Below are 26,530 nucleotides of genomic sequence, written 5' to 3' on the forward strand. Positions count from 1 at the left end.
TGGTTTTTGAGATATGCTCTATTTTGATGAACTGTAATTCTAAAAACACTCCATCAATTTAATTTTTAAATTTGATAAAACATTGTTGTTCTCACTCATTGTTCAAAATAAACTGAGTGATATATTATTTAACAATATTTTACTGATCTGTTATTTTTTCTCATTCAACAAGTTTTTGTCCTAAATCAACCTAAAATGGCTCATTTCATTTAAATGAAACCCTTGTATTGATTTCAGAACAATTATATTTGCCACCTTATTTACAATAAAAACTTACTAAACATGAAATTTAAAGCAGGTGTTTTAACAGGTGATGAAGTAACAGAGCTTTTGAACTATGCCAACAAAAATAATTTTGCACTTCCAGCAGTTAATGTTATCGGTACAGATACAGTAAACGGAGTATTGGAAACAGCCAGAGATTTGAACTCTCCGGTTATTATTCAATTTTCGAACGGTGGAGCAGCTTTCTATGCAGGCAAAGGGTTGTCAAATGAAAACCAACAAGCAGCTATTGCAGGTGGTGTTTCTGGAGCACATCACGTACACTTGATGGCCGAAAAATATGGCGTTCCGGTAATCTTGCATACCGACCATGCCGCCAAAAAATTACTACCATGGATTGACGGTTTGCTAGACGCAAGTGAAGCTCATTTTGCTAAAACTGGCAAACCATTGTATTCTTCTCACATGATTGACCTTTCGGAAGAACCAATAGAAGAAAACATAGAAATATGTAAAAAGTATCTGGAGAGAATGTCAAAAATGGGAATGACTCTGGAGATTGAATTGGGAGTAACCGGAGGAGAAGAAGATGGTGTGGACAACACAGATGTTGATAGTTCTAAACTATATACCCAACCGGAAGAAGTGGCTTACGCTTATGAGGAATTGGGTAAAATCAGCGATAAGTTCACCATTGCAGCAGCATTTGGAAATGTTCATGGTGTATATAAGCCTGGTAATGTAAAATTGACTCCAATTATTTTGAAGAACTCTCAGGAGTATATCAAAGAAAAATACGGAACAGGTGAAAACCCTGTAAATTTTGTGTTCCACGGTGGATCAGGATCAACTCGTGCGGAAATTAGAGAAGCTATTTCTTATGGTGCTATCAAAATGAACATAGACACTGACATGCAGTGGGCCATGTGGGAAGGAATTAAAAACTTTTATATTAAGAATGAAGGATACCTTCAGACACAAATTGGTAACCCTGAAGGAGATGACAAACCGAACAAGAAATATTATGATCCAAGAGTTTGGTTAAGAGCAGGTGAGGTTTCTTTTGTAGAAAGATTGAAAGGTGCTTTTGAAGACTTGAACAATGTAGGCACTAATGCTTAATCTCTGTATTTAGCAGGAAACAAAATAAATGAAACACATCCCCTTTTTGCAGGGGATGTGTTGTATATAGGCTTTTCGAATTACCAAAAAGACTCCCAAGCATGAACAACATATCAGTAATAGGATCCGGCACTATGGGCAATGGCATAGCACATATATTTGCCCAAAATGGATATAATGTAACTCTTATCGATATCTCTCAAACTGCGTTGGACAAAGCATTGCTGATAATAGACAAAAATCTGGAAAGACAAATTGCCAAGGACTTGATCTCCCGGGAAGACAAGCTCTCTACGCTGACAAAAATCACTACTTCCACAGACCTTGCCTCCGGTGTAAAAATTGCCGATCTGATAGTGGAAGCTGCTACAGAAAATCTGGATTTAAAACTTGACATTTTTTGTGAAATAGATAGGAATGCTCCAAAGCACTGTATTCTCGCTTCCAACACATCCAGTATTTCGATTACTAAAATGGCATCTATCACTAAACGCTCTGACAAAGTGATCGGCATGCACTTTATGAACCCTGTGCCTGTAATGAAACTGGTAGAAGTAATTAAAGGCTATTCAACCAGCTCAGATACCACAAACACTGTAATGGAGCTTTCAAATAGATTGGGGAAAATACCAGTAAAAGTCAACGACTATCCGGGATTTGTAGCTAACCGAATATTGATGCCAATGATCAATGAGGCTATTTATGCTTTGTATGAAAATGTTGCGGGCGTAAACGAAATAGATACTGTAATGAAACTGGGTATGGCTCACCCAATGGGTCCACTTCAATTGGCCGATTTCATTGGGTTAGATGTCTGTCTTTCAATACTTAGGGTGTTGCACGAAGGTTTTGGTAATTCAAAATATGCTCCTTGCCCTTTGCTCGTCAATATGGTGGAAGCGGGAGCACTTGGAGTAAAGTCAAAACATGGTTTTTACGATTACTCCGTCAACCCAAAAGAGCCCACTGTGTCTGAAAGGTTTTTGAGTTAAAAACCAACTAAGAAGGCCTGTTTTTGATTGTAATATGCATTCAAGAAAACTATTTGAATCTCATCATCAATTCTGAAAAAAGAAAAATACAAATTATATAGATTTGTCCCTACATAAGATTTACTGATCAGCAAATGGCTAAAAAGAAACCAGCACCAAAGAAAAAAACCTCAACAAAAAAAGGAAGTAAAAACAACCCATGGTTAGTAATCATTATTCTTTTGATCATTTTTGGGGTAATCTTTTATGGTTTAAATGAAACAGGAAAATTTACTGGTGAACCAGTACTCAACAAACCATCTTCAAGCAGCAAAACGATAACTCCAAAACCCAAAACCGAACAAAATCAAAAGACTCAGAAAACAACCAAACCAAATACTGCCGAACAAAAGAAGATCGACCCAACTGACATTTCAGCTACCAATGGCCTGGTTGAAAAAGAAACAACAAATAAAAACCTACCGGAATATTCCAACTCCGAAAAATACTATTATACCAGTAGCTTTGACTTTAGCTGGCCGGCATACACTACCAATGATGCCATCGTGGAGCATCAACACTATACCCTTTCATACAATGAAAAATACGAACAAGCCAATTGGGTGGCTTACACATTAACAGCCGAGCACCTCAACAATGCCAAATTCCAAAGAAAAGACAACTTCAAATCAGACCCGGATATCATTACAGGATCCGCCACCCCTGACGACTATAAAAAATCAGGATATGACCGTGGACATCTTGCTCCTGCTGCTGATTTCACCTGGACTGAGGAGGGAATGGACGAATCGTTCTACATGAGCAATATGAGTCCACAAGTTCCAGGATTTAACAGAGGAATCTGGAAAGTACTCGAAGAACAGGTCAGGACATGGGCTAAGAAAAACAATACACTTTACATTGTCACAGGTCCATATATCAATAAAAAAACCGACAAAATTGGCAAAAACAAAGTGAGTGTGCCACAATACTATTACAAGGCTATTCTTGACATCAACGAACCTGAATTAAAAGCCATTGGTTTCCTACTCAAAAACGAAAAATCTTCTGAAGACATCATGACTTTTGCTATGAGTATTGACCAACTCGAAGAGTTTACAGGACTAGACTTTTTTCCGTTGATTCCAGATGACTTAGAATCAAAGTTGGAAAGGGAATTGAACAAAGGGCTTTGGAAGTGATGTTAAGGAGATAACCGTTATCCTTGTACAAGGTGCGCTACAGAATGACTATTTATAAACACATCAGTAGTCGTACTTAAAAACTCCCAAGAATTTAATATTTCATAATCCACAAAAAACTACCCTAGTTTTTCCTTGAAAAAATCTATGGTTCGTTTCCATGCCAGCTTTGCAGCAGCTTCGTCATAACGTGGTGTAGTATCATTGTGGAATCCATGGTTTACACCAGGGTAAATAAAAGCCTGATAGTCCTTTTTATTCGCTTTGAGAGCCTGTTCATACTCCGGCCATCCTTCGTTTACTCTTTTATCCAATTCTGCAAAATGCAACAATAATGGTGCATTGATTTTGGGTACATCTGCTAATTCAGGTTGTCCTCCATAAAAAGGCACTGCTGCCTTTAAATCAGAAACATTTACTGCCATACTATTGGAAATGGAACCTCCAAAACAAAACCCAACTACGCCTACATTTCCGCTACATTCCTGATGCTCCTTCAGGTAGTCATAAGCCGCAATAAAATCCTGCAACATCTCATTTCTATCTCTTTTACGTTGCATTTCCCTTCCTTCGTCATCAGTGCCGGGATAACCACCCAAGGGAAACAACGCATCTGGTGCAAATGTAATAAAACCTTCCAATGCCGCCCTTCGGGCTACATCTTCGATATGTGGATTTAGTCCCCTGTTTTCATGCACCACGATGATCCCCGGCAATTTATTACCTGCTTTGACTGGCCTGGTCAATAAACCCCGCATCTTCCCGGCTCCTTTAGGAGAATCATATTCTTTATACTCAGATTTCAACCTGTCATCATCAGGCTTTACTTGTTGTGCTTCGGCATATTTTGGTAAAAGGAAGGCTAAAATTGACGATACAGTTAAACCACCAACAGCGTGAGCAGATAGTTTATTGACAAATTTTCTTCGGTCGATTTTGCTGTGCACATAACTGTCGAATAAATCGTAAACCTCTTGGTTTAGATCTTCTTTCCTGATTTTTTTCATTTCGATAGTTTTATAACAACTGTATTTTTTGGACACCTGAATAGTATCATTGTGCTTTAGCTGCATCCAGTATGCTACGTGGTGTCCATATTTCATAAATAGGATCACCTTTGCTACTCAAACCACTATGATGCCATTCTCCATCCACTATTTCATAGTTGAAAGGTAACACTGCTCCTACCCGACTTCCATCCTTTGAGAAGAATTCAATAGTCTCAACATACTCACCATCTCTAGCGGTATAGGTACCTCCTCCGGTACCCGAAAATTTTGTAGTTTCGGTATTATAAGCAATCCATTGAAAGCGAGTGCCTGATAAAATTTTCATTGTTTTTCTAACCCCTGGTGTCCTTTTGGAAATTTCGCCATCTTGCTTTCTTCCCGTGATCAAATAAGCTCCTGCCAGGGCTCCTGGTTTCCCATCATCTATTCGGTTCCAGATTTTATCATCTCCCTCAAACGTAATAGTATCACCTGACATGTTGAAAACCAAGCCAGCAGTCTGCCCAACCATAGTACTGTCTGTAGTGTCAAACTCAAAAGTCAGGTTGAAAGTATTGCCATCGATCGTCCACGAACCTCCTAATGCCCCATCAAAGCGTTTGGCTTCCTTGTTGTAAAAAGTTTCTGCTATATATCCATCCATCACTATAGTCGTTATTGTCACATCTTCACCATTTTCATTGGTGTACGAAGTAGTCCAGGCACCCTGAATGGCTTCTGTATAGTCTGTCGTCTTCATTACTTCTGTCGAGTCGGTAGTTTCAGTTTCAACAGCATCGGACTTCTGGTTTTTGCAGCCAAATAGTAGGGAAATGGCACAAAAAAGGAAAAGGTTTATTTGGTGTTTCATGGCATGTTCTTTTTTCTCTGTTAATTTATAGAAAAATAAGATGATATCAGAAAATTCAAAACCATTTTAACTAGGATATACCCTTTCTTTTCCATTTGCCATACCAAATCAAAAAACCAGTAACTGGTAGCAATGAAGCAACCAAAGAGGCCAAAAATATCAGTATCCTTCCGGGCAACCCCAAAATAGTACCGAAATGAACATCGTAGTTCATCATGTGAAGGGTATGGTACAAACTCGACTTAGCATGAGTCCCATTTTCGAAATTCCCTTCAATAGGCCTTCCCGTATATCTATCAAAAACATAATGATCGGTGGTATATGTCAGCATATCAGGTTTGACAACCGCCACATTTATTGGGTCTGTTTTTTTATGAGGAATGCTGATTCTAATAAAATCTTTGGAATACCTTCCTCTGAATGACTGAGCCAGGCTATCCACAAGCCTAATCTGATCAAATCCTTCTGAAAAACCCGTTTCGTCCGACATTGGTTTGTCATAGACCAATTCGTTTTCTCCTGTGACTTCTCGTAAAGTATCCTTCACAGCTTTGAATCCCCAGAACAATCCGGTGACCACACTAAAAACAGAAATCCAAGTAACATAAAACCCTGTTACACTATGTAAATCATAATTCAGCTTTCTACCAGAAGAAGTCTTTTGAATAGTAAACCTTTGTTTTCTTACTGTTTTGTTGACAGGCCACCAGAGCACTATTCCGGTGATCATCATCACCAAAGTCAGCAGGGTAACCCAATGTACAATTTCTCTCCCAACATCTCCCAACAGCAAATTTCTGTGCAACGATCGAAGGTAGTTCAACCATCCTCTGTTCATATCCTGCAAATGAATCCATTCGCCAGTGTATGGATTTAGTTCAGCATGGTAATACGTTCCCTGGCCATACAGCAATACCTGAATGGTACTGGACTTGTCCCGAAAAAAGGCAGTTCTGAAATCTCCTTGAGGAAATTCCCTCTCAATAGTTGATTTGATGGTGGCTACTGAAATAAATGGTTCATCTCTGGGTTCTACCGTTTGATTATAAATAAACCTGCTAATTTCTGGAGCCCAGGTATAGATGGCTCCTGACAATGCAATCACAACAAACAACACTCCTACAACAAGCCCGATGTACAAATGAACCTTACCCAGGATTTTTTTGATTTTCATTCCTGATAATTTAATTATGAATGTCGTGAAAATACGATTTTGAAGAGATGTTTACTACAATCCTAAACTTAATCTTTTAAATCAGGATTATACTTCATGGGTTATCAACGTCATGAAGTTGTCAGAGAAAAGAATAACAATTTGTTTTTTTTCGCAAAGCACTACACTAGCTTAGCTTTTAAAAATTAACTATTTGTTGGTCTTCTACAGGCAACTCAAAGACCACACACGAACATAAATCATTTCTTCATGGATCGCAGAAACTTTGTTAAAACGATATCAGCTGTAACGGCAACCGCCATAATTCCGAATCAAACCTTTGGAAAATCACAAGCCAGCGTTTTAGACTTGTCATCAATACGCAAGGATATGTTGAAGCATTGTGAAGCAATATTGGATAAAAATGGTCCATACGGTAGTTACCGCAGTGGGTTGGGTAAACGTCCGGATTTATACTCTTCATGCGATGTTGCTATAATGAGAACAATAATGGGTGAAGACTTAATGATCACATTAACTCATGAACAAAGGAAGCAATGGATAGATCATATTAATTCATTTGCGAATCATTTTCATGGTAAACCCACTGATGGAAGTTATGGTGATATATTTGGCCATTCAGTTCATCACGCCAATGGTATGGTCATTGGGGCACTCGGTGTTCTAGGAGGAAAACAGAAATATCCGGTAAAACTATATGAAGAATTTAGTTCTGTAGATAAAATTTTCCCTTGGCTAGAAAAAATTGATTGGGTAAATCAGTGGACAGCCTCTCACTTGTTTTGGGGAGGAATGCATTGCTACAGTATGAGCGCAAAATGTAGTGATCTTTGGAAGGAAACAGTTTTTAATTGGCTAAATAATAATATTGATGAGCAGTCTGGCTGGTGGAAAAAAGGAGTCCCGCATGCCGACCGACATCAACCCTTAGGAGGAAGTGTCCACATTTTACCTCTATATCAACATCTGAACAGAGAGTTTCCTGTTCCTGAAAAGGTTATAGATAGTGTCCTTGACTTACAATTATCAAATGGCCTATGGCTTCTTAAACCCAATTTAATTAATGTAATGACATATCTTGAATTGGATGCACTTTACGCCCTCAAATATATGTCAACCTTAGTCCCAAATTACAGAGCGGATGAGATTTTACAAGCAGTAAACCGACACGCAGATTGTGTAATATCATACTTAAAATTAAATTCTAAAAACCTGTTAACATTACATCCACATCGTACTTTATCAGCTATAGGCGCACTTGGCTTACTACAACAATTTTACCCAAACCGATTTGTTGATGATGTTCAATGGACAGATATTTTCAGTGATGTTAGATTTTATCAAACGTCAAAAGTTGAGGTTTTCCAATAAATTCTCATCCTATCTAAGATTCCATAAGGAGTTTCTTTTGAGAAAAAATCTATTCTTTTTTTAGTGCTCACGAGCTTCCTTTTTTACCTCATGCAACAATTTGGCTTTTTCATCATAGAACTTAAAAGTCGCTGTTGGGATTCCTCCTTTTCTTTCTACTTCGAAAGATAGAAAGCCACCGCTAGCAGACTCCTTATCTCCCTGAATGTAAAATTGTTTGATCAAAGAATCGGGATCAGTTGACTTGGGATCTCCGGCAAGTCGTCCGGCTCGGGAGTTATTATCTACCAAAGCTCCTGTAGAGAATTCTTCGATCCCACTAGGATGCATGGCATGATATTGCCAATGCCTGTCTCCACATATAATGTAAAGGTTTTTATCAAGGAAACCATTATCAACCATCCATTTAAAAATGGCTTCTCCTTCATATCTGAAGCCTTCATGGTTAACATGGTTGTCACTTTTATAGGCATCATCGGGCCCCACCATTGGAGTGGGCGAAATTATGATCTTAAAACTGGCATCACTCTCCAGCAATGTCTCCTTAAGCCAACTAATCTGTTCAGCTCCCAGAAGCGTTTTATCAGGTCCGTCTTCCATTCCATTCGGACTCCTATAGTCTCTACCTTCAAGCATCCAAACCTGTAGGTCTTTGCTCATGCGATGTGTTCTGTATGTTTTTGGGTTTGAGTCGGCAGGATCGACAACAGGCAGTTGCTCTTGAAAATTCTTGATCCCCATTTCGTGAGAGATCGGAAACTCCATAAAAGGATCAGCATCATTGAATCTATAATCATGATCGTCCTTTTCCCAATACGTCCCGACACTACTAAAAAGCTCTTGAAATCTTGGCTGCATAAATTGCTCATGGTATTTTTTTCTCATTCCCTCTTCATCGGTCACTTCCTTTCCCTCATACCCTGCCGGATGTGGTTTCTTTCCGTTTTTTTGAGATGACTTAAAACCTCTCTCATTAGGGTGATCAAAGTAAACATTGTCGCCTGTACCAATAAAATAATCAGGATTCAGTTTTTTAATAGATTGAAGTGCCGGATAACCCAGTGCTTTATCACTTCCACTGTATGCTTTGGTACTGTCATAGCTACCATAGTGAAAGAAATAATAGTTCATTCCTGTCACCACAGCAAATGATACTTTTGAGTCACTACCAGCTCCGGGTAAAGTTTTAAACGTACCTGTTTCACTTGTAAAAAGAGAATTAGAGTCTTTTCCAAATCGTAAACGGTAGAAATATTTCGTACCTGCTTTTAGCCCTTCTATTTTCTTCTTGACAATGAAATCATTTTCAGGCAAAGCATCCAGATAATCAGAATTAAGAGCATTTTCAAAAGAAGCATCTTCACCAATTTCGAACCTGGCTACTCCCAATCTGCCTGGCATATCTCCATCTACCAATGTATCAGAAGCCGTCAATCTCGATTGTAAGATCACAGAGGTTGAAGCGGCTTCACCAGACATAATGCCTTGCCCAAGGTAAATATCCTGCTCCATGGGGGTACATGAAACGATAATAGTGGAAATCAAAAGTATATGTGCTAAAAACTTCATTATGCTGTATTTATGAATGCAATATCGTATATAGATTATGTAATAAAAATGACTGAAAAGCCCCCCCTACTCCCCCTCATAAAATTCTATCAATGAGCCGAAGTAGCTGTGCTCCCATCCATTCTCCATATCATCGAAATCATCGTCGGGGATGTTGGTATGGCGTAGTTCTGCTGAAGTACCCTGCTTGTGAGGATGTAGCTTGATCGTGACAATGGATGGCTCTGTATTTTCTCCAAAATACCATTGCTGCACTACTTTTCTCCCTTCCTCAAACTCAATGTTTTTACCCGTAATACTTCCATCCCACAAGGAAAATTCCGTACCGGGTTCTGCCACCATTTCTACTTCGTCTCCTGTCCATAATCTGATGGTTGATGCCAGAGTGAGTGCAAGATACACTTCTTCTGGAGGCGCAGGTATGATGTAGTATTTTTTAAGTTCTTTCATTATGGATGTCAGCTATGTTATGTCCAAGTAGGCAATCAAAGTTGCGCATCAAAATCCGCTATAGATTTGGCCAATTTTTCTACCACATCCGGGTATTTGTCTGCTACGTTATTTTCTTCTCTGATATCAGCACTAAGGTCGTATAGAGAAACAGGAAACTGTCCTTCTTCATTTTTATTCCAGCCCCTTGATTTGTCTATGTGAAGTTTCCATTTGCCAAAACGGACAGCCTCCGGAAGTCCATTTCGTGCATAAAAATACAATGGACGATCAGGAAGTTTAGTCCCTTCCGGCTGCTTCAGTAGTAAGCCAACATCTTTGCCATCAAAAGTCAAACCTTCTGGTATAGTAGCATCAACAATACCTGCTAACGTGGGAAACAAATCCATGGTAGTTACCATCTCGTTGCAAACTTTTCCTGCTGGAATCTTATCCGGCCACACCATTATACCAGGTACACGCTGGCCGCCATCCCAGGTTTCCGCCTTTTTTCCCCTCAACGGTTTTGCTGACCCTACATGAGGGCCATTGTCGGAAGTAAACAAAAATATGGTATTGTCATAAATACCCTCTTCCTTTAACGTTTTCACAATTTCACCCGCACTCCAATCAAGCTCCATAATCACATCTCCATACAATCCCTTTTCACTTTTTCCTTCAAATTTTTCTGACACAAAAAGTGGGACATGCGGCATATTGTGCGCCAGGTATATAAAAAACGGCTTATCCTTTCTTTCCCTGATCAACTTCACTACCTGTTCAGTATATCTTTTAGTAAGGTAGCGTTGATCCGGCCCTGCTTCTATTTGAGTGGTATTGTGAAAGACAGGAAGTGGTGGTGCCTGAAAGTTGATGTTTTTGTATAAATGATTGTGCATGTCATTGGAATAAGGCACTCCATAGAAGTAATCAAAGCCCTGGTTATTGGGCATAAACTCTTCCTTATGTCCCAAATGCCATTTACCGATGCAAGCCGTAGAGTAGCCACTTTCTTTCAGCATCTCAGCCATGGTATATTCCTCTTGTGAGAGGCCATTTTCCGAAAACGGAAACAATACCCCATCATGCAGATTTGCTCTTTTTGGATATCGTCCGGTCATGAGTCCTGCTCTGGATGGCGTACAAACAGTTGCCGGTACATAAAAGTCTGTGAAACGGATACCTTCGCTGGCAAGTTGGTCGAAATTCGGGGTTTTAAATCCTTCTGCACCATAGCATCCCACATCGGCATAGCCCTGATCATCTGTGAAGAAAATAATGATATTAGGTTTCTCCTCACCAGCACATGACACCAGTAAAAAAAGAAAAAAGATTCCTATACTGATACTAAAACATTGAAAAACATAGTTGGTTACAGGTTCTGATATTCGTCTCATTTAATCTCCTTTTTTGAAATAATCTTATAACTGATAGTTTCATAGGCATTCTTATACCCTGCCTCGTAAAAGACAAAAATATTACCGTTTTTTAATTCAGCCAGATCAGAATATGCCGCATGAGATTCGTGAATCGGAATTTTCTTGTACCACGTAAGACCGCCATCATTGCTCACAGAAAGGGTCATGTTTTTTCGTGATTTAGGGTCAGCAGGGTTGGTAAACAACAATTTGCCTTTTTTACCTACAGACAGCACTGCACCCTGGCATCTCGGTTCAGGCAATTGATCGTCAAATCGCTGGTCGATCCATGTCTCTCCACCGTCTTTACTGATCGCTACTTGTCTCACTTGAGCGTCTTTACGCGCATAATTCCTCATATTCAATATCAAATCTCCATTAGCCAATTCCGCCACCGAACATTCATTTACTTGGTCATCAGGAGTAGTGCCACCAAGTTGCCAGGATTTGCCATTGTCATCGGAATAAATCACATGAGAATAGTATTTTTTCGAATCCCTTTCGATATGATCGCAGGGAATTACCAACCTGTCTTTATGTGCCTTACTTTTCATCTGAATGCCATGCACAGGCCCTGTGGCATACCATGTCCAATCAGGGAGTTTCACTGAGGTAGTGATATTTTTTGGACTACTCCAGCTTTCTCCATGATCTATGGATACCATGTGGTAGATTTCTCTGCCATCTATGCTGGTACCATCAATGATCCTGGACTCATGATCTTTGCCGTTATTCCAGGTTGTCAACAGATGAATGATACCGGATTGTTGATCCACTACGGGAGCAGGGTTTCCACACACATTTTCATCATCATCCCATATCACCTTCATTTCACCCCAGGTCTGTCCATTGTCAGTAGATTTTTTCATTACAATATCTATGTTTCCTGTATCGGAGAGCCCGTTTTTCCTTGCTTCACAAAAAGCCAACACAGAACCATCTTTTGCCACTACCACAGCAGGAATTCTATAGCTGGCATAGCCATCTTCACCTGCTTTAAACAGCCCATTGAGCAAGTTTTCCTTTTCAACATCCTGGCCAAATCCCAAACTGGATAATAGCAGTAATACGAACAAACAGAAGTATTTCATATTAATAATAATAGATTGAAAAATGATAAAATTATTTTGAGGAGAAAATTAATGCATTTATGCAATAGGTGAAACAATTGCGACAAATCATTGAACCATTATTTCATCTGCAAAGATCCAGCTTCCCATGCCTGCTCCATGATGCCACTCCGGGGCTACATCTAAGTTGTCAGCCACTACCTTTATATATCGACAGGAAGTCGGATTAAAACTTAAATCGAAATATTGTATGTCGTTGACTTTACTCTTAGCGGTCAGTTGGCTTTGATTTTTCACCTTACCCAAAAGCTTAAAATCCGTACCATCTTCAGATCCATAATAAAACACACTGCTCGGAAAAAAGACAATGTGATTGGTAACTTGCAGATACGCACTGGATATTTTACTGATTTCGGTGGATGTTTCCAAATCAATAATTGCTTCCATGTCATTACCCTCAAATCCCAGCCAATTGGCATAAAAATTGGCTCCTCCCAAGGCACCATCTGTGAGGGTTCGTGGATTTTCATCGGCATATTTTTTTGGACTAGTCAACAATTTCACTGACTTTCCAATAGCCAGGTTATTCTGCTGAGCCCGGTTGATTGTTTTTTCATAAACTTCCAGATACTCATCGACTTTGTAGCCCATTTCGTTCATAAGAGTAATATTTAATTTTTCACAGATTGCTTTAAAACGAGCCAACCGATGCTCCAATACTTCAGGTATTGATTTGTGCCCATCATCGTCTGTAATATACAATGAAAAGCTACTCGGAATATTTCTCATGGATGCTTCTAAAATAGCATAATCTATACTCAGACGAGCAGCTCTTACCCTATCCAATACTTCTGGCTTTTCTGCCACTAATTTTTCAGCTTCATCAAACCACGCATCGTATTGATGCAAAAGATCGGGATTAAGAAAAGAATCAAAAGCCTGAGAAGGGTCTCCATATAAAAAGAGAAAGAATGTTGAATCCTTTTGAAGCTCCTGATGTACAGTTCGGATATAGTTGCCGACATACTCTCCTGCTTCTTCGTAATATCCTTCCAAAAAATCCTGCATCACTGAATCCACAGATATCTCAGGATTCCAAAGCAGGTTGGCTGTGAGGTAAGAGCGCAATTCAAAAAGTTCACTGGGATGGTTGCTATGCTGCTCAAAAATCCACCTGGCACTGTTGTCCCTAAATAATTTAATATTTGGCTGCAAGGTCATGATATTAGGAAAAGGTGCTAAAAAATTAGTGAATTGAGTGGTGTAGTCCCAAATTCTGACATTGTCACTTTTTTCTCCCCAAGCTCTTAAATCCTGTGTAAATGCGTCACATTTTTCTTCAATTGGAGCACTTCGGTCACATTCGATAGAACATAGTGTAATCAATACATTATCTTCCGGACGGATATACTTAGGTGCCTTTCGGGTATATTGGTAGGCCAACGTTGAAATCTGAATATCAGGAAATTCTTTGGCAACCTCATTTACAAAATATATCATGGAGCCGGATGCCGATTCCTCCTTGTTATGAATTTCTTCACAAGCTGCACACTGACAATATTGCTGATTGTCGTCCTGACTTACAGAAATAACCTTTGCAGTTGGATTATTTTCCAACAAGACCCTTACTGTATCCTTCACAATTTGCAAAACCGCCTTATTTGTCAGGCACAATTGAGTCGGTATTCTTTTCCCGTTCCTCAACGCATAATATTCGGGATGATTCTCATAGTACTTTTCTTTCGGCACAAAATGGTGAAAAGTGTGTACTCTGGCTGTAGGAACATAATCAGGAAAAGCATCATGAGTTACTTTTCTCTTGTCTGCAAAATCTTCATTTTCATAAAACAAACGAGAGTGTACTGTCCTTGTAGTAATTGGCAGTTGGTATTTGTAGTTCAAATACTTATCAATAGAGATTGACTGTAGTTTTGGCACCTTTTCTACTTCCGGAGAGTAAAACCGACATCCAAGATGATTTTCAAGAAAAGTATATACACAGTTCAAAGTACTTTTGGGGTCTCCTCCGGATAAAATTAACTGACCCGAATCATTTTTCATCAATATTTCTTCTTTTGTCAAAGTCATTCCGGTCACCTTAGAAGTAGCTCCAATCCATATCCCAAATTGTATTGGCTCTTGGCCTTCATTGATTATGGCAAAATCAGCATTTGATATATCACCCAGGTATTTCTTTAACTCACATGCTGCTTTTTCCTCATACTCATGAGCCTTATTTGGTAACACAATAACATATTTTGTCTTACCATTCTTTACCAAATCAACATCAGAACGATCGCAAGAAGAAAAACCAAAAATGATTATGGAAAGAAAAATGTAGTAGAAACCAACAGGATGTTTATTAATCATGAGCTGACAATTTGATAAGCACCCTCAAGTTAATAAATCTTTGAAAATGACCCTATCCCGACTTTACAGAATATCCCACTAGCTAATCGAAATAAATAAGACTCCAGGAATTAAATTTTGCAGTAAAGGTTGAAATGAATAGGCTTATGCTGTTTTTATTTCCGAAATAAATGATTCCCAACTGATCAATTTATCTCCAGCCAGCACTCTTGGAAATTTGTGTTGGCCTCCCGCTTTTCCTTGTGATTTCATCCAGCCATAAAAAATATCTGCTGGCAGCAGGTCTATAAAAATCTCCTTCAGGGCAGCCTTTCGCTCCACGCAATAATCATCATTGAGTCGCTTTAGGTGGGCATCTAATGTTAATTTCAATAAACTTTTATCTACCATATCATTGGTACCAATGTACCAGCGATGCGCAAACAAAGAATCACAAGGCTCGCCAACTACAGTAAATTCCTTAATGTTGATATTTAAGTCCTGAGCAGTCAGTTGAATGGCCTTGTTCATATTATCCATAGAAAGATGTTCTCCGCACAAACTCAGAAAATGCTTGGTTCGTCCGACTATTACTATCTCTGAATTTTCTTTTGACACAAACCTGATCACATCACCAATCAGGTATCTCCAGGTTCCGGCATTGGTAGATAAAAGCAAAGCATAATCCCTGCCTTCTTCTATATCGTCTATCTTAAGTGTTTCAGGATTATTTTTCAATTGACCTGTTTCATCAAAATTCTCCTCATTAAAAGGGATAAACTCATAAAAAATTCCATTATTGAGTACCAAATGCATTGATTTGGAGTTTGGTAAGGCTTTAAAAGCCATAAAACCCTCAGACGCCAAATAGGTTTCTAAATAAATAAGTTCTCCACCCAATAACTTTTCAAACCCATTTTTATAGGGTTCAAAAGATACTCCTCCATGTACAAATATTCTGAAGTTGGGCCAAATCTCATGGATATTGGAAATGTTGTAATGGGTCAATATCTTTTCCATAAGTATCTGAGCCCATGCCGGCACACCAGCAATAATCCCAATATCCCATTTTTCAGCATTCAACACCATCTCATTGAGCTTCTCTTCCCAATCAGATTTCCGCGATATTTTCTTACCTGGTTTATAAAACCTCTGAAACCAAAACGGAATATTCCCTGTGGTAATTCCGCTTAAGTCTCCTTCATAATACTTTCCATTATACTTAAGATCGGTACTCCCTCCTATCATCAGTGTACCTTTTCCAAAAAAATCTTCAGGAAGGTCATACTTGGAAAGCGTAAGCAACTGCCTCACACTGGTTTTCTGGATAGACTTCACCATGTCGGTTGTCACCGGAATGTATTTTGATGATGATCCGGAGGTACCCGAACTCAAAGCAAAATATTTCACTTTTCCGGGCCAACAAATATTTTTTTCTCCATCAAGCGTTCGTTTCCACCATTTATCATGAATTTCATCGTAAGTAAAAATTGGAACATTACTTTTATAAAAATTATAGAATGTATTGTTGTCTTCGAGCTTGAATCCATTCAAGATGGTGTCAAAATAGTAGAATTTACCAAATGAAGTATGACGAGCCGCAATGAGAAGTTTTTTGAGTTCAGACTTTTGTAAATCAATGGGAGAAGAAAAATCCTGCTCCAGACTTTCCCTGATTTTAATGCCTTTTTTTAGAAGTTTTCCCAGTAGAGCCATTTTTCGTATAACATTGAACAGCAGAAAAAGTTCCGCAAATTTAGGCTTTTTGTTTCCCTATATTTTAATTTCCAGTTATCATATTGTTACTTTTGTTTGAACCTCAGACAATATTCAACTATTGTTAAATCCCTAATGAGCATTAAGAAAACCTTATCCAAACTCAATAAAGAGCTTACCCCTTACAACTGTCAACTTATAGCTGTAAGTAAAACCAAACCAGCCAGTGACATATTAGAAGCTTACAATTGCGGACAAAGAAACTTTGGTGAAAATAAAGCACAGGAATTGGTAAAGAAGTATGAAACACTTCCTAAAGATATAAAATGGCACATGATAGGCCACCTTCAAACCAATAAGGTGAAATACATTGCTCCATTTATTCACTTGATTCATGCTGTTGACAGTGAGAAACTACTCACTACAATTGACAATGAGGCGAAGAAGAATGATCGAAAAATCAATTGTTTGTTGCAATTGCATATCGGAGACGAGGAAACTAAATTTGGAATGAATGAGGATGAACTGGTTTCTGTTTTGGATAAAGTCAACTCAGGTCAATTTGAGAATGTGAACATTACAGGATTGATGGGAATGGCTACAAACACCTATGATAAAAAGCAGATTAAACGAGAATTCAAAGGACTCAAAAATTTACTGGAAGAATTAAAGATCAAATACAGTTCAGAGCACCTGCAACTAAAAGAACTTTCTATTGGAATGAGTGGTGACTACAACCTGGCCTTAAAAGAAGGTAGCACAATGGTAAGAATTGGCAGCAGTATTTTTGGGGAAAGAAGCTATCCCTAATTATCTATCGAAACAAATTACTTATCCCTCTATTCTTTTCAGCTATTCCCTTTAACAGCAACCTGACGGTAGCAAGGTTGGTGGCAAGAGGTACTTCATGCACATCACATACCCTCATGAGCATTTGAATGTCCGGCTCATGTACATGCTTGCCCATCGGATCACGAAAGAATATTACTATGTCAATTTTCTTTTCCGCTACCATGCTGGCAATCTGAGCATCGCCACCATACGGTCCGCTCAAAACCTTAGTCACTTTCAACCCTGCGTTTTCTATCTGATCACCGGTAACTTTTGTAGCGATCAAGTCTATATTTTTTAAATAGTCTTTATTCTCCATAAGAAATTCTACAAGCTCCTTCTTTTTCCCATCGTGTGCTATAACAGCTATTTTCATTCGTATAGTTTTTTACCCAAAAGCGTACACGAATATAGACGAAATAATGTTCCGCTATCTCCATACACACTTTATTGAAACTGTTTTTATTTCCGGTTCTAGTAAATTTGATCTTGTTATTGATAAAACCGTTATGACTTTCAATTTTGTCATTCCCCCAATTAGACTTCATCCGAATACCTAAAACGAGTCAGGTAGTTCAATACACCACTTTGGTGATTTTCCCAGCAGGAATAAAAGTGACGGACATTCAAGCCTAAACAATGTTGTATAAATCGTATGATAAAACCCGTTTAAATGGCATCCGGATTACTCCTAACAGTCTGCCACATAATTTATTTCGTCTGCGGTTGCTTCCAAAGCCCCAAATAAACCATAATCTCCAAAAAACAGACTTTTTGGTGAAAAGTATCTTTTGGTATGCTTCATTTATCATCTTACCTTTAAGGTTTTTGTTTGTTCTTGCTTTTAAATGTAATAATTGAGTATGATTTCGACTATTGTTGAGTTTCTAGTAATGCTAAACCCTTTTGCTCTTTTTCTTTACCTTGAACCTTTGCGAAAGGACTTAAGCCACAAAGAGTTTTTGATTGTAATTTTTAAATCGTCCATAATCTCATTTACAATTTGTCTTGTTTTTTTCTTTCTGGGAGACACTATTTTCACATCCGTTTTTCAAATCAATTTTGAGTCATTCCGGATTTTTGGTGGTATTATTATATTTTCTTATGCCTATTACTATATTGTGAAAGGTCAAAAAGCATTGATTATTATCAAAGAAAACCTGGACGACCTGGCATCAGAAATTGCTCTGCCTTTCATGGTTGGGGCAGGATCTATCTCTCTGAGTATCATACTTTCTCACCGACAGTCTTATGTCATGGGAACAGGATCTCTGGTACTCATTTTTGCTCTTAATTTTGCTGTGATCTATACTCTGAAAAAACTCAGGGATTCTATAGAAAAAAGAAAATTCAAAACTGCATTTGACAAAAACATGGAAGTTTTGCTCAGACTCAATGGCTTTTTCATAGGAGCTATTGGTGTCAACATGGTTATTACCGGGTTAAAAAACCTATTCTGATTTCTCCCTATATAAGTCGGCAATACCAAACTTACAGATCATATTTCTTCCTGATCTAGATTAAACTACTTTTGTAAACCATTTAGCATAAATACCTCTTATTTGTTTACAAAATGAATGACAAAAATAACAGCAACAAAGAACAACTCAACAATCCGCTGCACGGAGTAAAATTGGCAGATATACTGGAGCGATTGGTGGCAGACTATGGATGGAAAGAGCTTGGAAAAAAAATCAACATCCGATGTTTCAATTCTAACCCCTCCGTCAATTCCAGCCTTAAATTTTTAAGGCAAACTCCTTGGGCAAGAGAAAAAGTAGAGCAACTTTACTTAAAACGAATAAAAAAATAGTAACCAACCATAACACATAATTGTACCTTGCTACTACTCTTTGCCAGAGTCATATACCCAATCGAAACTTGTGCAGGATATTTGAGTGGTTTTTACTTCGACCTCCAGCGCAATATCCCAACAACACATAATCTTCTATAAAAAAATGGTTGCGTAGCAACGCCATTCACTAGAATTGGTTTCAATCGACCTTATGTTCCTCCACTTTCTGTCGTTATTTTTCGAAACGACCATACTCAATGGTGTTCGTAAATTAACTATCTTTACTTTCAGGTGCTCACAAAAATAAGTTGAGTAAGACTGGAATTCAATGTATTGTTCCAAATCCGGTAGCTATGTAAAACAACATCAACCACTTAAAACTACAACCATGCTCACCCCACTTCAAAAAAGGAAACAAATCCATTTTTTTCAAATCCTTGATTTTGATCGCAACGGATTAATTCAAAGAAAGGACTTTGAAGACATTGCAGAAAACTTATCGGTTATTCGAAGTTTAGACAGAAACAGCAAAGACCATAAATTTATCCGCAATTTATCCCTTTCTATTTGGAACAACATGAAAAAACATGTGAATGCCACAGATGGAAACCTGGACATGTGGTTGACATTTATGGATTCATTCGTAATCAATTCTAACAACGAATGGTACGATCAATATGTCAAGGGCATGACTCAAACAGTGTTTGATGTATTTGATACGGATCGAAACGGTTATATTTCACTTGATGAATATCTGGACTTATTTATTGGATTAAGAATAGAAGTAAGATTCGCCCCTGTGTCTTTTGAAAAACTTGATCTCAATAGTGACGGTAAAATTTCGAAAAGTGAATTAGTGAAATCTGTAGAAGAATTCTTGAAAAGTGACGATCCGGCTGCAGGAGGAAACTGGCTATTTGGGCATTGGGAGTTATAAAACACCTCAGCAATTAACCATTTAGACTACCTGTATTATCAAATCTTTAATTCAACCATTGTGTTGAGTAAGGTTTTCATAATATCTATATTTGCAGCTTTACCGGCCTTCAGGCAAGGTAATTATTGATTAATAAAATTGAAAGCATGGACAAAAAAGTAATATTGATGATACTCGACGGATGGGGGTTAGGCACCAACGATGAAGTATCTGCCATCAAAGCTGCCAACACACCATTCGTAGATTCGTTGTATTCCTCCTACCCCAACAGCAAACTGGAAGCTTCCGGACTGGCTGTAGGATTACCGGAAGGACAAATGGGCAATTCTGAAGTTGGTCACATGAATATTGGAGCCGGTAGAGTAGTTTATCAGGATTTGGTCAGAATAAATAATGCGGCAAAAGATGGTTCTCTTGCAAAAAACGAAACACTGGTAGAAGCATTCAATTATGCAAAAGCCAATGGAAAATCAGTACATTTTATAGGTCTTGTATCCGATGGAGGTATTCATGCCCACATTGAGCATGTAAAAGCCATGTGCACCGGTGCTAAAGAAAATGGAGTTGAAAATGTATTTATTCATGCATTTACAGACGGCAGAGACACAGATCCGAAAAGTGGAAAAGCATACCTGGAGGATTTGCAAAACCACATGTCTGACACAACAGGTACTTTGGCGACTGTAACGGGAAGGTATTTTGCCATGGACAGGGACAAGCGGTGGGAAAGAGTGAAACTCGCTTATGATGCAATGGTGAAAGGTATTGGTTTACATACACAAAATATTTTAGATGCCGTCCAGACTTCCTATGATGCAGGGGTGACTGATGAATTTATCCAACCCATTATTCAAACTGATAATGAAGGAAACCCGGTAACCAAAATTAGCGAAGGTGATGTTGTCATTTGTTTTAACTTCCGAACAGACAGAGGCCGTGAAATCACAGAGGTGCTTTCACAAAACGACATGCTGGAATTTGATATGAAGAAATTAGACTTACACTATGTGACCATGGCTCTTTATGATGAAAATTTCAAAGGAGTAAAGGTGATGTACAGCAAGGACAACCTGAAAAATACTTTGGGGGAAGTACTGGAAACCAATCACAAAAAACAAATAAGAATAGCTGAAACAGAAAAGTATCCTCATGTTACTTTTTTCTTTTCAGGAGGAAGAGAAAAAGAATTTGAAGGAGAAAAGAGACTTCTTTGCCCTTCTCCAAAAGTAGCAACTTACGACCTTCAACCGGAAATGAGTGCCGGAGACATTCGTGATGCCATCATTCCCGAATTGAAAAGTAAAGAAGTCGATTTTGTATGCTTAAACTTTGCCAACCCTGATATGGTTGGGCACACAGGTGTCTTCGAGGCTGCTGTCAAAGCCTGCGAAACAGTAGATTCATGTGCAAAAGCGGTAGTTGATGTGGCACTGGAAAATGGATACTCTACCATTATAATAGCCGATCATGGCAACTCTGACGTGATGATAAATGAAGATGGTTCTCCTAATACTGCCCACACTACCAATTTGGTTCCCTGTATCCTGGTGGACAAAGAATATAAAGGTGAAATCAAAAATGGTAAACTTGGAGATTTGGCTCCAACTATTCTTACGTTGATGGGAGTACCTATTCCTAAAGAAATGAGTGGAGACGTTTTAGTGTAGTTTCTACTGTTAAAGGATGAAAATAAGGCTGTTTCAAAAGGGTTAAACAGTCTTATTTTTTTCAACCCCAGAATCGAATATTTCCGAGGTTCTTTGCCGCCAAGTATGAGATCACATTGATTGAGAATATGAATGTTTTTATATTACAAAAAAATCAATCACTACAATGAACCATATCAAATTTCTGGCAATCACTTTCTTGGGCATCACTTTTTTATCCTGTCAACCAAAAGAAGAAAAAGAAGACTCAAAACCCAACATACTATGGATAGTGAGTGAAGACAACAGTCCTTTTCTGGGAGCATATGGTGACGACTATGCCACCACACCCAATTTGGATCAATTAGCAGCCAAAGGGATATTGTACCACAATGCTTTTGCTCCCGCTCCTGTATGCGCTCCAACAAGATCATCTATTATCACGGGAATGTACGCCAACTCACTGGGCACCCACCAAATGCGAAGTAACTATCCAATACCAGCAGGATTTAAGTTTTACCCAGAACTGGTAAAAGCAGCAGGATATTACTGCACTAATAATTCAAAGAAAGACTACAACACCCTCGATCACCCTGACGCATGGGATGAGTCAGGTAAGGAAGCCCACTACAAAAACAGAAAAAAGGGACAACCATTTTTCCACATCTTTAACTTTAACATCAGCCATGAAAGTAGTATCCATAAATTCGTGCCGAACAAGGAGTTAAAACATGATCCTGAATCGGCTCCAATTCCTCCATACCATCCAAAAACACCAGAGATGAAACATGACTGGGCTCAGTATTACGACAAGGTAGAAATGATGGATGCACAGGTGGGTAAAGTGCTTGTTGAATTGAAAGAATCCGGACTGGAAGAAAACACTATAGTGATATACTATTCCGATCATGGAGGAGTATTGGGACGAAGCAAAAGATTCATGTACGAGTCTGGGCTGAGAGTGCCTTTAATTGTTTATTTACCTGAAAAATACCAACATCTGTCCAAAGAAAAAGTGGGAAGTGAAACCGATAGAATCGTAAATCTAATGGATATGGGTCCTACTCTTCTCAATATATTGGACATAGAAATACCAGCCAATATGCAAGGCACTCCATTCTTAGGAAAAAAAACAACCGAAAAGGAATACGCATATGGTTTTAGAGGCAGGATGGACGAGCGTTTTGATTTGGTCAGATCAGTGAGAAACAAAAAATTTCGCTACATCAGAAACTACATGCCTCATCGCATTTATGGACAATATATAGAATACTTGTGGAAAGCACCATCCATGAAGTCATGGGAGCAAGCTTACCTCGATGGTGAATTGAATGAAATACAATCTGCATTCTGGAAAGAAAAACCTGCCGAGGAATTGTTTGAAATCAGCACAGATCCCCACAATGTAAACAACCTTGCAAACGATCCGAAATACACTAAAGTGCTCACCGGGATGAGGACTGAAGGTTTGCGATGGCAAAAAGAGATTCTTGATATAGGATTTATACCTGAACCAATGATAGAAAGAATATCGGCAGACATGCCATTGTATGAGTATGTTAGAAAAGATGAATTTCCATTTGATCGCATTATGGAAACGGCAGATATCGCTACAAGACGAGATTCAGCCTACATGGATACAATTATAAACAGGCTGGAAGATACTAACCCTGCAGTAAGATACTGGTCGCTTATAGGATGTGTGATCCTCAATAAAGAAGCAAGAAAAGTTAAGGATAAGATCAAATCGATGACTAAAGACGAAGAAGTTGCAGTAAGAATAGCTGCAGCAGAGGCTCTTTATAAAATGGGTGAAAAGCAGTTAGCACTTAACACCTTAACTGACTGTCTGAAAAGTGAATACCAAATGGGTCGTACCATGGCATTAAATGTCATGGATTTGATGGGTGAAGACGCCAGAGCAGCTTTACCACAGGTAGAAAAAATAGCATCTGAGAAACTTACCGGTCTCACCTACGATGTGAGGGCTGCCAAAAGAATTGTTGAAAAACTTCAATAACATTACCTTTAATTGGTAAGATTAATTCGTATTTTACTGCACATCTTAGAGCATAACATTAACTTGAATAAAAATGAAACTACCTAAAAGGGCAGGCGATAAGCCAATTGAAATTGAACTGGAAGAAGGAAAAAATTACGCATGGTGTACCTGTGGTCTCTCCGAAGCTCAGCCGTTTTGCAACGGAGCGCATAAGCCCACGGCATTGCGTCCCATGGTGTTCACGGCAGAAGAAAGCGAAACAATGTATTTTTGTGTGTGTAAACAAACCAGTAATCCACCATATTGTGATGGATCACATTCTAACTAAGTATAACTCATATCTTGATAAAAAAACATAGCCTTTAAGTAAGGCTATGTTTTTTTGCTACTATGTGAATATCAAAGGGGTTGGGGCAATAACGAAACAAAATTCAAACCGGGCAAAAAACGAACTTCCCATGCCTCATGAAAGCGATCAATTTTCATGGGCAAGTTAATGTACCCATTACCAAAAGCATTACAGATAGTCGCATTTGAATCATTAGCCGAAGCTAATGGCACCCAATGTGGTTGAAACCAAGGACCACCAATAGCTCCAGCATCAACAAGCGTAATAACAGGATATCCGGCTTTCACCCATTTGTCTATTACGTGGTTTCTATGATGCTGCCATGCGATTTGATTGAGAGGGTTAAGAAACCCACCGGGAAGCCAGGCTCCTACTTGAGCGTAAGTTGCTTTAAAGCCATAAGCCTGTAGGATTTGGGCAACTCGACTAGGAGAGGTTCCACAAGCCCCTCCGAAAATATCTGGTGGAAATCTTTTGTATATGTCATCAGCCAATTCTTCATCACTTTTGCTGCCTTGATTTCCCCAGGCTTTGATAATTGAAGCACATGCAGCTTGTCCGCAATAATTTGTTGCCTTAGGGACTGTACGGAAAGCGTTAAAAGAATTAACAGTAACCCTACTTCTACTTGTTTCAATAAGAACCTGTTCTTTAGTCGCTAAAGAATCGACTTCTTCTGCCATTCTTTGATAGTCACCAAACAATTCCTGATTAAACTTTGGAGTATCCTCCAGTGTTAGATTCTGATCAATTAGTTCACTCATGCTCTTTTATGTTTAATAATTAAGGAAAAATTATAACAATGTATTTTCCAAATTTAATTCACACAAAAAAGATATTAAATAGCCTTATAATGGTATTTTGTGTCCGTACTTGTGGGTATTTTACAAAGTAATTAACTTGATTATTGTTAATAAATAGATCGAATTAGTAGATAGCCATATCCACTAAAAACAATGCGTAGCAAGCCAAGAATGATTCGCTTACTGACCTTGATTTACTTCTAGAGGTAATTTACTTTTCATCTTTTCCGGATACCAGTCAGGGCGACCTTCAGCGAGTACTTCTTTGTCATAGGCAATTAACTCTCTTTTCATTGTTTCGAAACGCTCTGGTTCATGGGCAGACAAATCAGTGGTTTCACGGGGGTCAATTATCAGATTATACAATTCAAAATTCTCTCGCATCGAATTACCAAGAATTTTCCAATCACCTATGCGTAAGGCTATCTTCATTTCATTGAAATTGTTTCTCCAATAAAGTGGTCGCTCACGATTAAATGGCTGCCCTTGTAGTACAGGCAAAATTGAGCTGCCGTCAATTACCCTGTTTTCAGGAAGTGAAACACCTGCAATATCCAGAAACGTTGGAAAAACATCTGCTCCAATGATAGGTTCAGCACTAACAGACCCTGATTTAACCCCATACAATTTTAAACCTTCAGGCCATTTAATGATACCAGGCACCCTGATTCCTCCTTCATGAGAATGTCGTTTGCGTCCTCGAAGACCGCCTGTACTTCCCCTAAATCTACTACCCCCAAAAGTCTTATCATCAAGGTTAAACCAGCCATAAGGATGTGGCCCTTCAGGTCCATTGTCACTGGTGAACCACACCAAAGTATTATCTGTCTCGCCTATTTTTTCCAAAGCTTGAATAACAGATCCTACAGCAGCATCCAGTTGAGTAACATTTCCAAGATACTGTTTCAAACTCTCATCTTTCAATTCATCATAATGAGTCATAAATACAGAATCAGTCTCAATGGGTCCATGAGGCTCATGCAACCATAGAGTCATAAAAAAAGGTTTGTCCTCCTCTCTATGATTATCCATCCAATCCACTACCTGATCAGCAACAATTTGAGCAGAAAACCCTTCAATAGTACCCATAGCTTTCCCATTGAGAAAGAAATTTTGTGGTTTTTTATGAGAGGGGCGAGCAACATTACCGGTAGCAAACCAATAGTCATACCCGTAATCCTCCATACTTGGTTGATCAGGGTCTTCGCCATAGCCATAATTTTTGTATTGCTCTTCACCGTCAGCTCTCTCTTCTGAATAATGACTAAGGTGCCATTTGCCAAAGTGGGCTGTCTGATAACCAGCCTTTTGCAACAATTGTGGTAATGTAATTTCAGACGCAGGAAGATGAATTTCATGATTGGCTGGCACCCAACGGTACACACCAGTCCTGTACGGCGTTCGGCCTGTCATGATGGAAGCCCGGGCTGGAGAACAAACTGAAGCAGAAGAATAACAATGAGTAAATTTAATGCCATCCTTAGCCAACTGATCTACATTGGGGGAATGGATATACTGATGTCCAAATGAACCCAAATCTCCCCAACCCTGATCATCTGTAAGTATTTGAATAAAATTCGTTTTCTTAGGAAGCTTGACTTTTTTTTCATACGAGCAACCAAAGAGAGAGAGAATCACGACTAAAATCATGACTCTTTTCGCAGTTAAATTTTTCATTACAAACAAAGCTA

23 protein-coding genes are annotated in these 26,530 nt (G+C 38.7%); 11 read left to right on the forward strand and 12 right to left on the reverse strand.

Annotation, left to right across the window (positions count from 1 at the left end):
- The first annotated feature begins 282 nt into the window (after positions 1 to 282).
- The 3 genes from fbaA (at position 283) to AAOP42_RS22930 (ending at position 3,520) form a co-directional block, all read left to right on the forward strand.
- The gene (gene fbaA, locus AAOP42_RS22920) at positions 283 to 1,347 is read left to right on the forward strand and encodes a class II fructose-bisphosphate aldolase (protein WP_349530926.1); all 1,065 of its coding nucleotides are present in this window, start codon (positions 283 to 285) and stop codon (positions 1,345 to 1,347) included.
- A 101-nt stretch (positions 1,348 to 1,448) separates the two neighbouring features.
- A complete protein-coding gene (locus tag AAOP42_RS22925; protein ID WP_349530927.1) occupies positions 1,449 to 2,339 on the forward strand; it encodes a 3-hydroxybutyryl-CoA dehydrogenase in 891 nt (296 codons plus the stop codon).
- A gap of 134 nt (positions 2,340 to 2,473) precedes the next feature.
- Positions 2,474 to 3,520 carry a DNA/RNA non-specific endonuclease gene (locus tag AAOP42_RS22930; protein WP_349530928.1) on the forward strand — a complete coding sequence of 349 codons (1,047 nt, stop codon included), beginning with the start codon at positions 2,474 to 2,476 and terminating at the stop codon, positions 3,518 to 3,520.
- A 119-nt stretch (positions 3,521 to 3,639) separates the two neighbouring features.
- Here the strand turns inward: AAOP42_RS22930 and AAOP42_RS22935 are convergent, their stop codons facing one another.
- From AAOP42_RS22935 to AAOP42_RS22945, 3 genes are all read right to left on the reverse strand, one after another.
- Positions 3,640 to 4,527 carry a dienelactone hydrolase family protein gene (locus AAOP42_RS22935; RefSeq protein WP_349530929.1) on the reverse strand — a complete coding sequence of 296 codons (888 nt, stop codon included), beginning with the start codon at positions 4,525 to 4,527 and terminating at the stop codon, positions 3,640 to 3,642.
- Between the two features lie 46 nt (positions 4,528 to 4,573).
- Positions 4,574 to 5,380 carry a membrane or secreted protein gene (locus tag AAOP42_RS22940; protein WP_349530930.1) on the reverse strand — a complete coding sequence of 269 codons (807 nt, stop codon included), beginning with the start codon at positions 5,378 to 5,380 and terminating at the stop codon, positions 4,574 to 4,576.
- A gap of 70 nt (positions 5,381 to 5,450) precedes the next feature.
- A complete protein-coding gene (locus AAOP42_RS22945; protein ID WP_349530931.1) occupies positions 5,451 to 6,554 on the reverse strand; it encodes a PepSY-associated TM helix domain-containing protein in 1,104 nt (367 codons plus the stop codon).
- A gap of 249 nt (positions 6,555 to 6,803) precedes the next feature.
- Between AAOP42_RS22945 and AAOP42_RS22950 the strand changes: the two genes are divergently transcribed.
- Entirely contained in the window at positions 6,804 to 7,925 is a 1,122-nt protein-coding gene (locus AAOP42_RS22950; protein ID WP_349530932.1) for a hypothetical protein, read from the forward strand.
- A 60-nt stretch (positions 7,926 to 7,985) separates the two neighbouring features.
- Here AAOP42_RS22950 and AAOP42_RS22955 read toward each other — a convergent pair whose 3' ends face one another.
- From AAOP42_RS22955 to AAOP42_RS22980, 6 genes are all read right to left on the reverse strand, one after another.
- On the reverse strand, positions 7,986 to 9,494 hold the full coding sequence (locus tag AAOP42_RS22955) for an alkaline phosphatase D family protein (RefSeq protein WP_349530933.1): 1,509 nt from the start codon (positions 9,492 to 9,494) through the stop codon (positions 7,986 to 7,988).
- Between the two features lie 66 nt (positions 9,495 to 9,560).
- Complete coding sequence (locus AAOP42_RS22960; protein WP_349530934.1) at positions 9,561 to 9,944, reverse strand: SRPBCC domain-containing protein; 384 nt, start codon at positions 9,942 to 9,944, stop codon at positions 9,561 to 9,563.
- Between the two features lie 35 nt (positions 9,945 to 9,979).
- Positions 9,980 to 11,320: a sulfatase family protein gene (locus AAOP42_RS22965; RefSeq protein ID WP_349530935.1), complete on the reverse strand. Its 1,341-nt coding sequence runs from the start codon at positions 11,318 to 11,320 to the stop codon at positions 9,980 to 9,982.
- On the reverse strand, positions 11,317 to 12,432 hold the full coding sequence (locus tag AAOP42_RS22970) for a sialidase family protein (protein WP_349530936.1): 1,116 nt from the start codon (positions 12,430 to 12,432) through the stop codon (positions 11,317 to 11,319). The genes AAOP42_RS22965 and AAOP42_RS22970 overlap by 4 nt, the downstream gene beginning before the upstream one ends.
- 87 nt (positions 12,433 to 12,519) lie before the next feature.
- Entirely contained in the window at positions 12,520 to 14,781 is a 2,262-nt protein-coding gene (locus AAOP42_RS22975; protein WP_349530937.1) for a glycoside hydrolase family 20 protein, read from the reverse strand.
- Between the two features lie 144 nt (positions 14,782 to 14,925).
- Positions 14,926 to 16,476, reverse strand: coding sequence for a GH3 family acyl-acid amido synthetase (locus tag AAOP42_RS22980; protein ID WP_349530938.1), 1,551 nt, complete (start codon positions 16,474 to 16,476; stop codon positions 14,926 to 14,928).
- A 96-nt stretch (positions 16,477 to 16,572) separates the two neighbouring features.
- Between AAOP42_RS22980 and AAOP42_RS22985 the strand changes: the two genes are divergently transcribed.
- Complete coding sequence (locus AAOP42_RS22985; RefSeq protein WP_349530939.1) at positions 16,573 to 17,286, forward strand: YggS family pyridoxal phosphate-dependent enzyme; 714 nt, start codon at positions 16,573 to 16,575, stop codon at positions 17,284 to 17,286.
- A 4-nt stretch (positions 17,287 to 17,290) separates the two neighbouring features.
- On the opposite strand, the gene AAOP42_RS22990 is transcribed toward AAOP42_RS22985, so the two are convergent.
- Positions 17,291 to 17,683: a methylglyoxal synthase gene (locus AAOP42_RS22990; RefSeq protein WP_349530940.1), complete on the reverse strand. Its 393-nt coding sequence runs from the start codon at positions 17,681 to 17,683 to the stop codon at positions 17,291 to 17,293.
- A gap of 487 nt (positions 17,684 to 18,170) precedes the next feature.
- Here AAOP42_RS22990 and AAOP42_RS22995 point away from each other — a divergent pair, with 487 nt between their 5' ends.
- From AAOP42_RS22995 to AAOP42_RS23020, 6 genes are all read left to right on the forward strand, one after another.
- On the forward strand, positions 18,171 to 18,767 hold the full coding sequence (locus AAOP42_RS22995) for a MarC family protein (protein ID WP_349530941.1): 597 nt from the start codon (positions 18,171 to 18,173) through the stop codon (positions 18,765 to 18,767).
- Between the two features lie 113 nt (positions 18,768 to 18,880).
- Entirely contained in the window at positions 18,881 to 19,120 is a 240-nt protein-coding gene (locus AAOP42_RS23000) for a VF530 family protein (protein WP_349530942.1), read from the forward strand.
- 310 nt (positions 19,121 to 19,430) lie between these two features.
- Positions 19,431 to 20,039: an EF-hand domain-containing protein gene (locus AAOP42_RS23005; RefSeq protein ID WP_349530943.1), complete on the forward strand. Its 609-nt coding sequence runs from the start codon at positions 19,431 to 19,433 to the stop codon at positions 20,037 to 20,039.
- 146 nt (positions 20,040 to 20,185) lie between these two features.
- Complete coding sequence (gene gpmI, locus AAOP42_RS23010) at positions 20,186 to 21,706, forward strand: 2,3-bisphosphoglycerate-independent phosphoglycerate mutase (RefSeq protein WP_349530944.1); 1,521 nt, start codon at positions 20,186 to 20,188, stop codon at positions 21,704 to 21,706.
- A gap of 166 nt (positions 21,707 to 21,872) precedes the next feature.
- Positions 21,873 to 23,705: a sulfatase-like hydrolase/transferase gene (locus tag AAOP42_RS23015; RefSeq protein ID WP_349530945.1), complete on the forward strand. Its 1,833-nt coding sequence runs from the start codon at positions 21,873 to 21,875 to the stop codon at positions 23,703 to 23,705.
- A 73-nt stretch (positions 23,706 to 23,778) separates the two neighbouring features.
- Positions 23,779 to 24,015: a CDGSH iron-sulfur domain-containing protein gene (locus AAOP42_RS23020; RefSeq protein WP_349530946.1), complete on the forward strand. Its 237-nt coding sequence runs from the start codon at positions 23,779 to 23,781 to the stop codon at positions 24,013 to 24,015.
- A 71-nt stretch (positions 24,016 to 24,086) separates the two neighbouring features.
- Here the strand turns inward: AAOP42_RS23020 and AAOP42_RS23025 are convergent, their stop codons facing one another.
- Positions 24,087 to 24,800 carry a cysteine peptidase family C39 domain-containing protein gene (locus AAOP42_RS23025; RefSeq protein WP_349530947.1) on the reverse strand — a complete coding sequence of 238 codons (714 nt, stop codon included), beginning with the start codon at positions 24,798 to 24,800 and terminating at the stop codon, positions 24,087 to 24,089.
- A gap of 219 nt (positions 24,801 to 25,019) precedes the next feature.
- Positions 25,020 to 26,516 carry a sulfatase-like hydrolase/transferase gene (locus AAOP42_RS23030; protein ID WP_349530948.1) on the reverse strand — a complete coding sequence of 499 codons (1,497 nt, stop codon included), beginning with the start codon at positions 26,514 to 26,516 and terminating at the stop codon, positions 25,020 to 25,022.
- Positions 26,517 to 26,530 lie beyond the last annotated feature (14 nt).

Origin of the sequence: Reichenbachiella sp. MALMAid0571, assembly GCF_040151475.1 — a bacterium.
Taxonomy (GTDB): Bacteria; Bacteroidota; Bacteroidia; order Cytophagales; family Cyclobacteriaceae; genus CAXBNB01.

Excerpts from the sequence above, each read along its gene's own strand:
- AAOP42_RS22935 (WP_349530929.1), bottom strand. The coding sequence starts at position 4,527 with ATGAAAAAAATCAGGAAAGAAGATCTAAACCAAGAGGTTTACGATTTA.
- AAOP42_RS22950 (WP_349530932.1), top strand. The coding sequence starts at position 6,804 with ATGGATCGCAGAAACTTTGTTAAAACGATATCAGCTGTAACGGCAACC.
- AAOP42_RS22975 (WP_349530937.1), bottom strand. The coding sequence starts at position 14,781 with ATGATTAATAAACATCCTGTTGGTTTCTACTACATTTTTCTTTCCATA.
- AAOP42_RS22960 (WP_349530934.1), bottom strand. The coding sequence starts at position 9,944 with ATGAAAGAACTTAAAAAATACTACATCATACCTGCGCCTCCAGAAGAA.
- gpmI (WP_349530944.1), top strand. The coding sequence starts at position 20,186 with ATGGACAAAAAAGTAATATTGATGATACTCGACGGATGGGGGTTAGGC.
- AAOP42_RS22940 (WP_349530930.1), bottom strand. The coding sequence starts at position 5,380 with ATGAAACACCAAATAAACCTTTTCCTTTTTTGTGCCATTTCCCTACTA.
- AAOP42_RS22965 (WP_349530935.1), bottom strand. The coding sequence starts at position 11,320 with ATGAGACGAATATCAGAACCTGTAACCAACTATGTTTTTCAATGTTTT.
- AAOP42_RS23020 (WP_349530946.1), top strand. The coding sequence starts at position 23,779 with ATGAAACTACCTAAAAGGGCAGGCGATAAGCCAATTGAAATTGAACTG.
- AAOP42_RS23025 (WP_349530947.1), bottom strand. The coding sequence starts at position 24,800 with ATGAGTGAACTAATTGATCAGAATCTAACACTGGAGGATACTCCAAAG.
- fbaA (WP_349530926.1), top strand. The coding sequence starts at position 283 with ATGAAATTTAAAGCAGGTGTTTTAACAGGTGATGAAGTAACAGAGCTT.
- AAOP42_RS22990 (WP_349530940.1), bottom strand. The coding sequence starts at position 17,683 with ATGAAAATAGCTGTTATAGCACACGATGGGAAAAAGAAGGAGCTTGTA.
- AAOP42_RS22970 (WP_349530936.1), bottom strand. The coding sequence starts at position 12,432 with ATGAAATACTTCTGTTTGTTCGTATTACTGCTATTATCCAGTTTGGGA.
- AAOP42_RS23000 (WP_349530942.1), top strand. The coding sequence starts at position 18,881 with ATGAATGACAAAAATAACAGCAACAAAGAACAACTCAACAATCCGCTG.
- AAOP42_RS22925 (WP_349530927.1), top strand. The coding sequence starts at position 1,449 with ATGAACAACATATCAGTAATAGGATCCGGCACTATGGGCAATGGCATA.
- AAOP42_RS22980 (WP_349530938.1), bottom strand. The coding sequence starts at position 16,476 with ATGGCTCTACTGGGAAAACTTCTAAAAAAAGGCATTAAAATCAGGGAA.
- AAOP42_RS22955 (WP_349530933.1), bottom strand. The coding sequence starts at position 9,494 with ATGAAGTTTTTAGCACATATACTTTTGATTTCCACTATTATCGTTTCA.
- AAOP42_RS22930 (WP_349530928.1), top strand. The coding sequence starts at position 2,474 with ATGGCTAAAAAGAAACCAGCACCAAAGAAAAAAACCTCAACAAAAAAA.
- AAOP42_RS22995 (WP_349530941.1), top strand. The coding sequence starts at position 18,171 with ATGATTTCGACTATTGTTGAGTTTCTAGTAATGCTAAACCCTTTTGCT.
- AAOP42_RS23030 (WP_349530948.1), bottom strand. The coding sequence starts at position 26,516 with ATGAAAAATTTAACTGCGAAAAGAGTCATGATTTTAGTCGTGATTCTC.
- AAOP42_RS22945 (WP_349530931.1), bottom strand. The coding sequence starts at position 6,554 with ATGAAAATCAAAAAAATCCTGGGTAAGGTTCATTTGTACATCGGGCTT.
- AAOP42_RS23005 (WP_349530943.1), top strand. The coding sequence starts at position 19,431 with ATGTATTGTTCCAAATCCGGTAGCTATGTAAAACAACATCAACCACTT.
- AAOP42_RS23015 (WP_349530945.1), top strand. The coding sequence starts at position 21,873 with ATGAACCATATCAAATTTCTGGCAATCACTTTCTTGGGCATCACTTTT.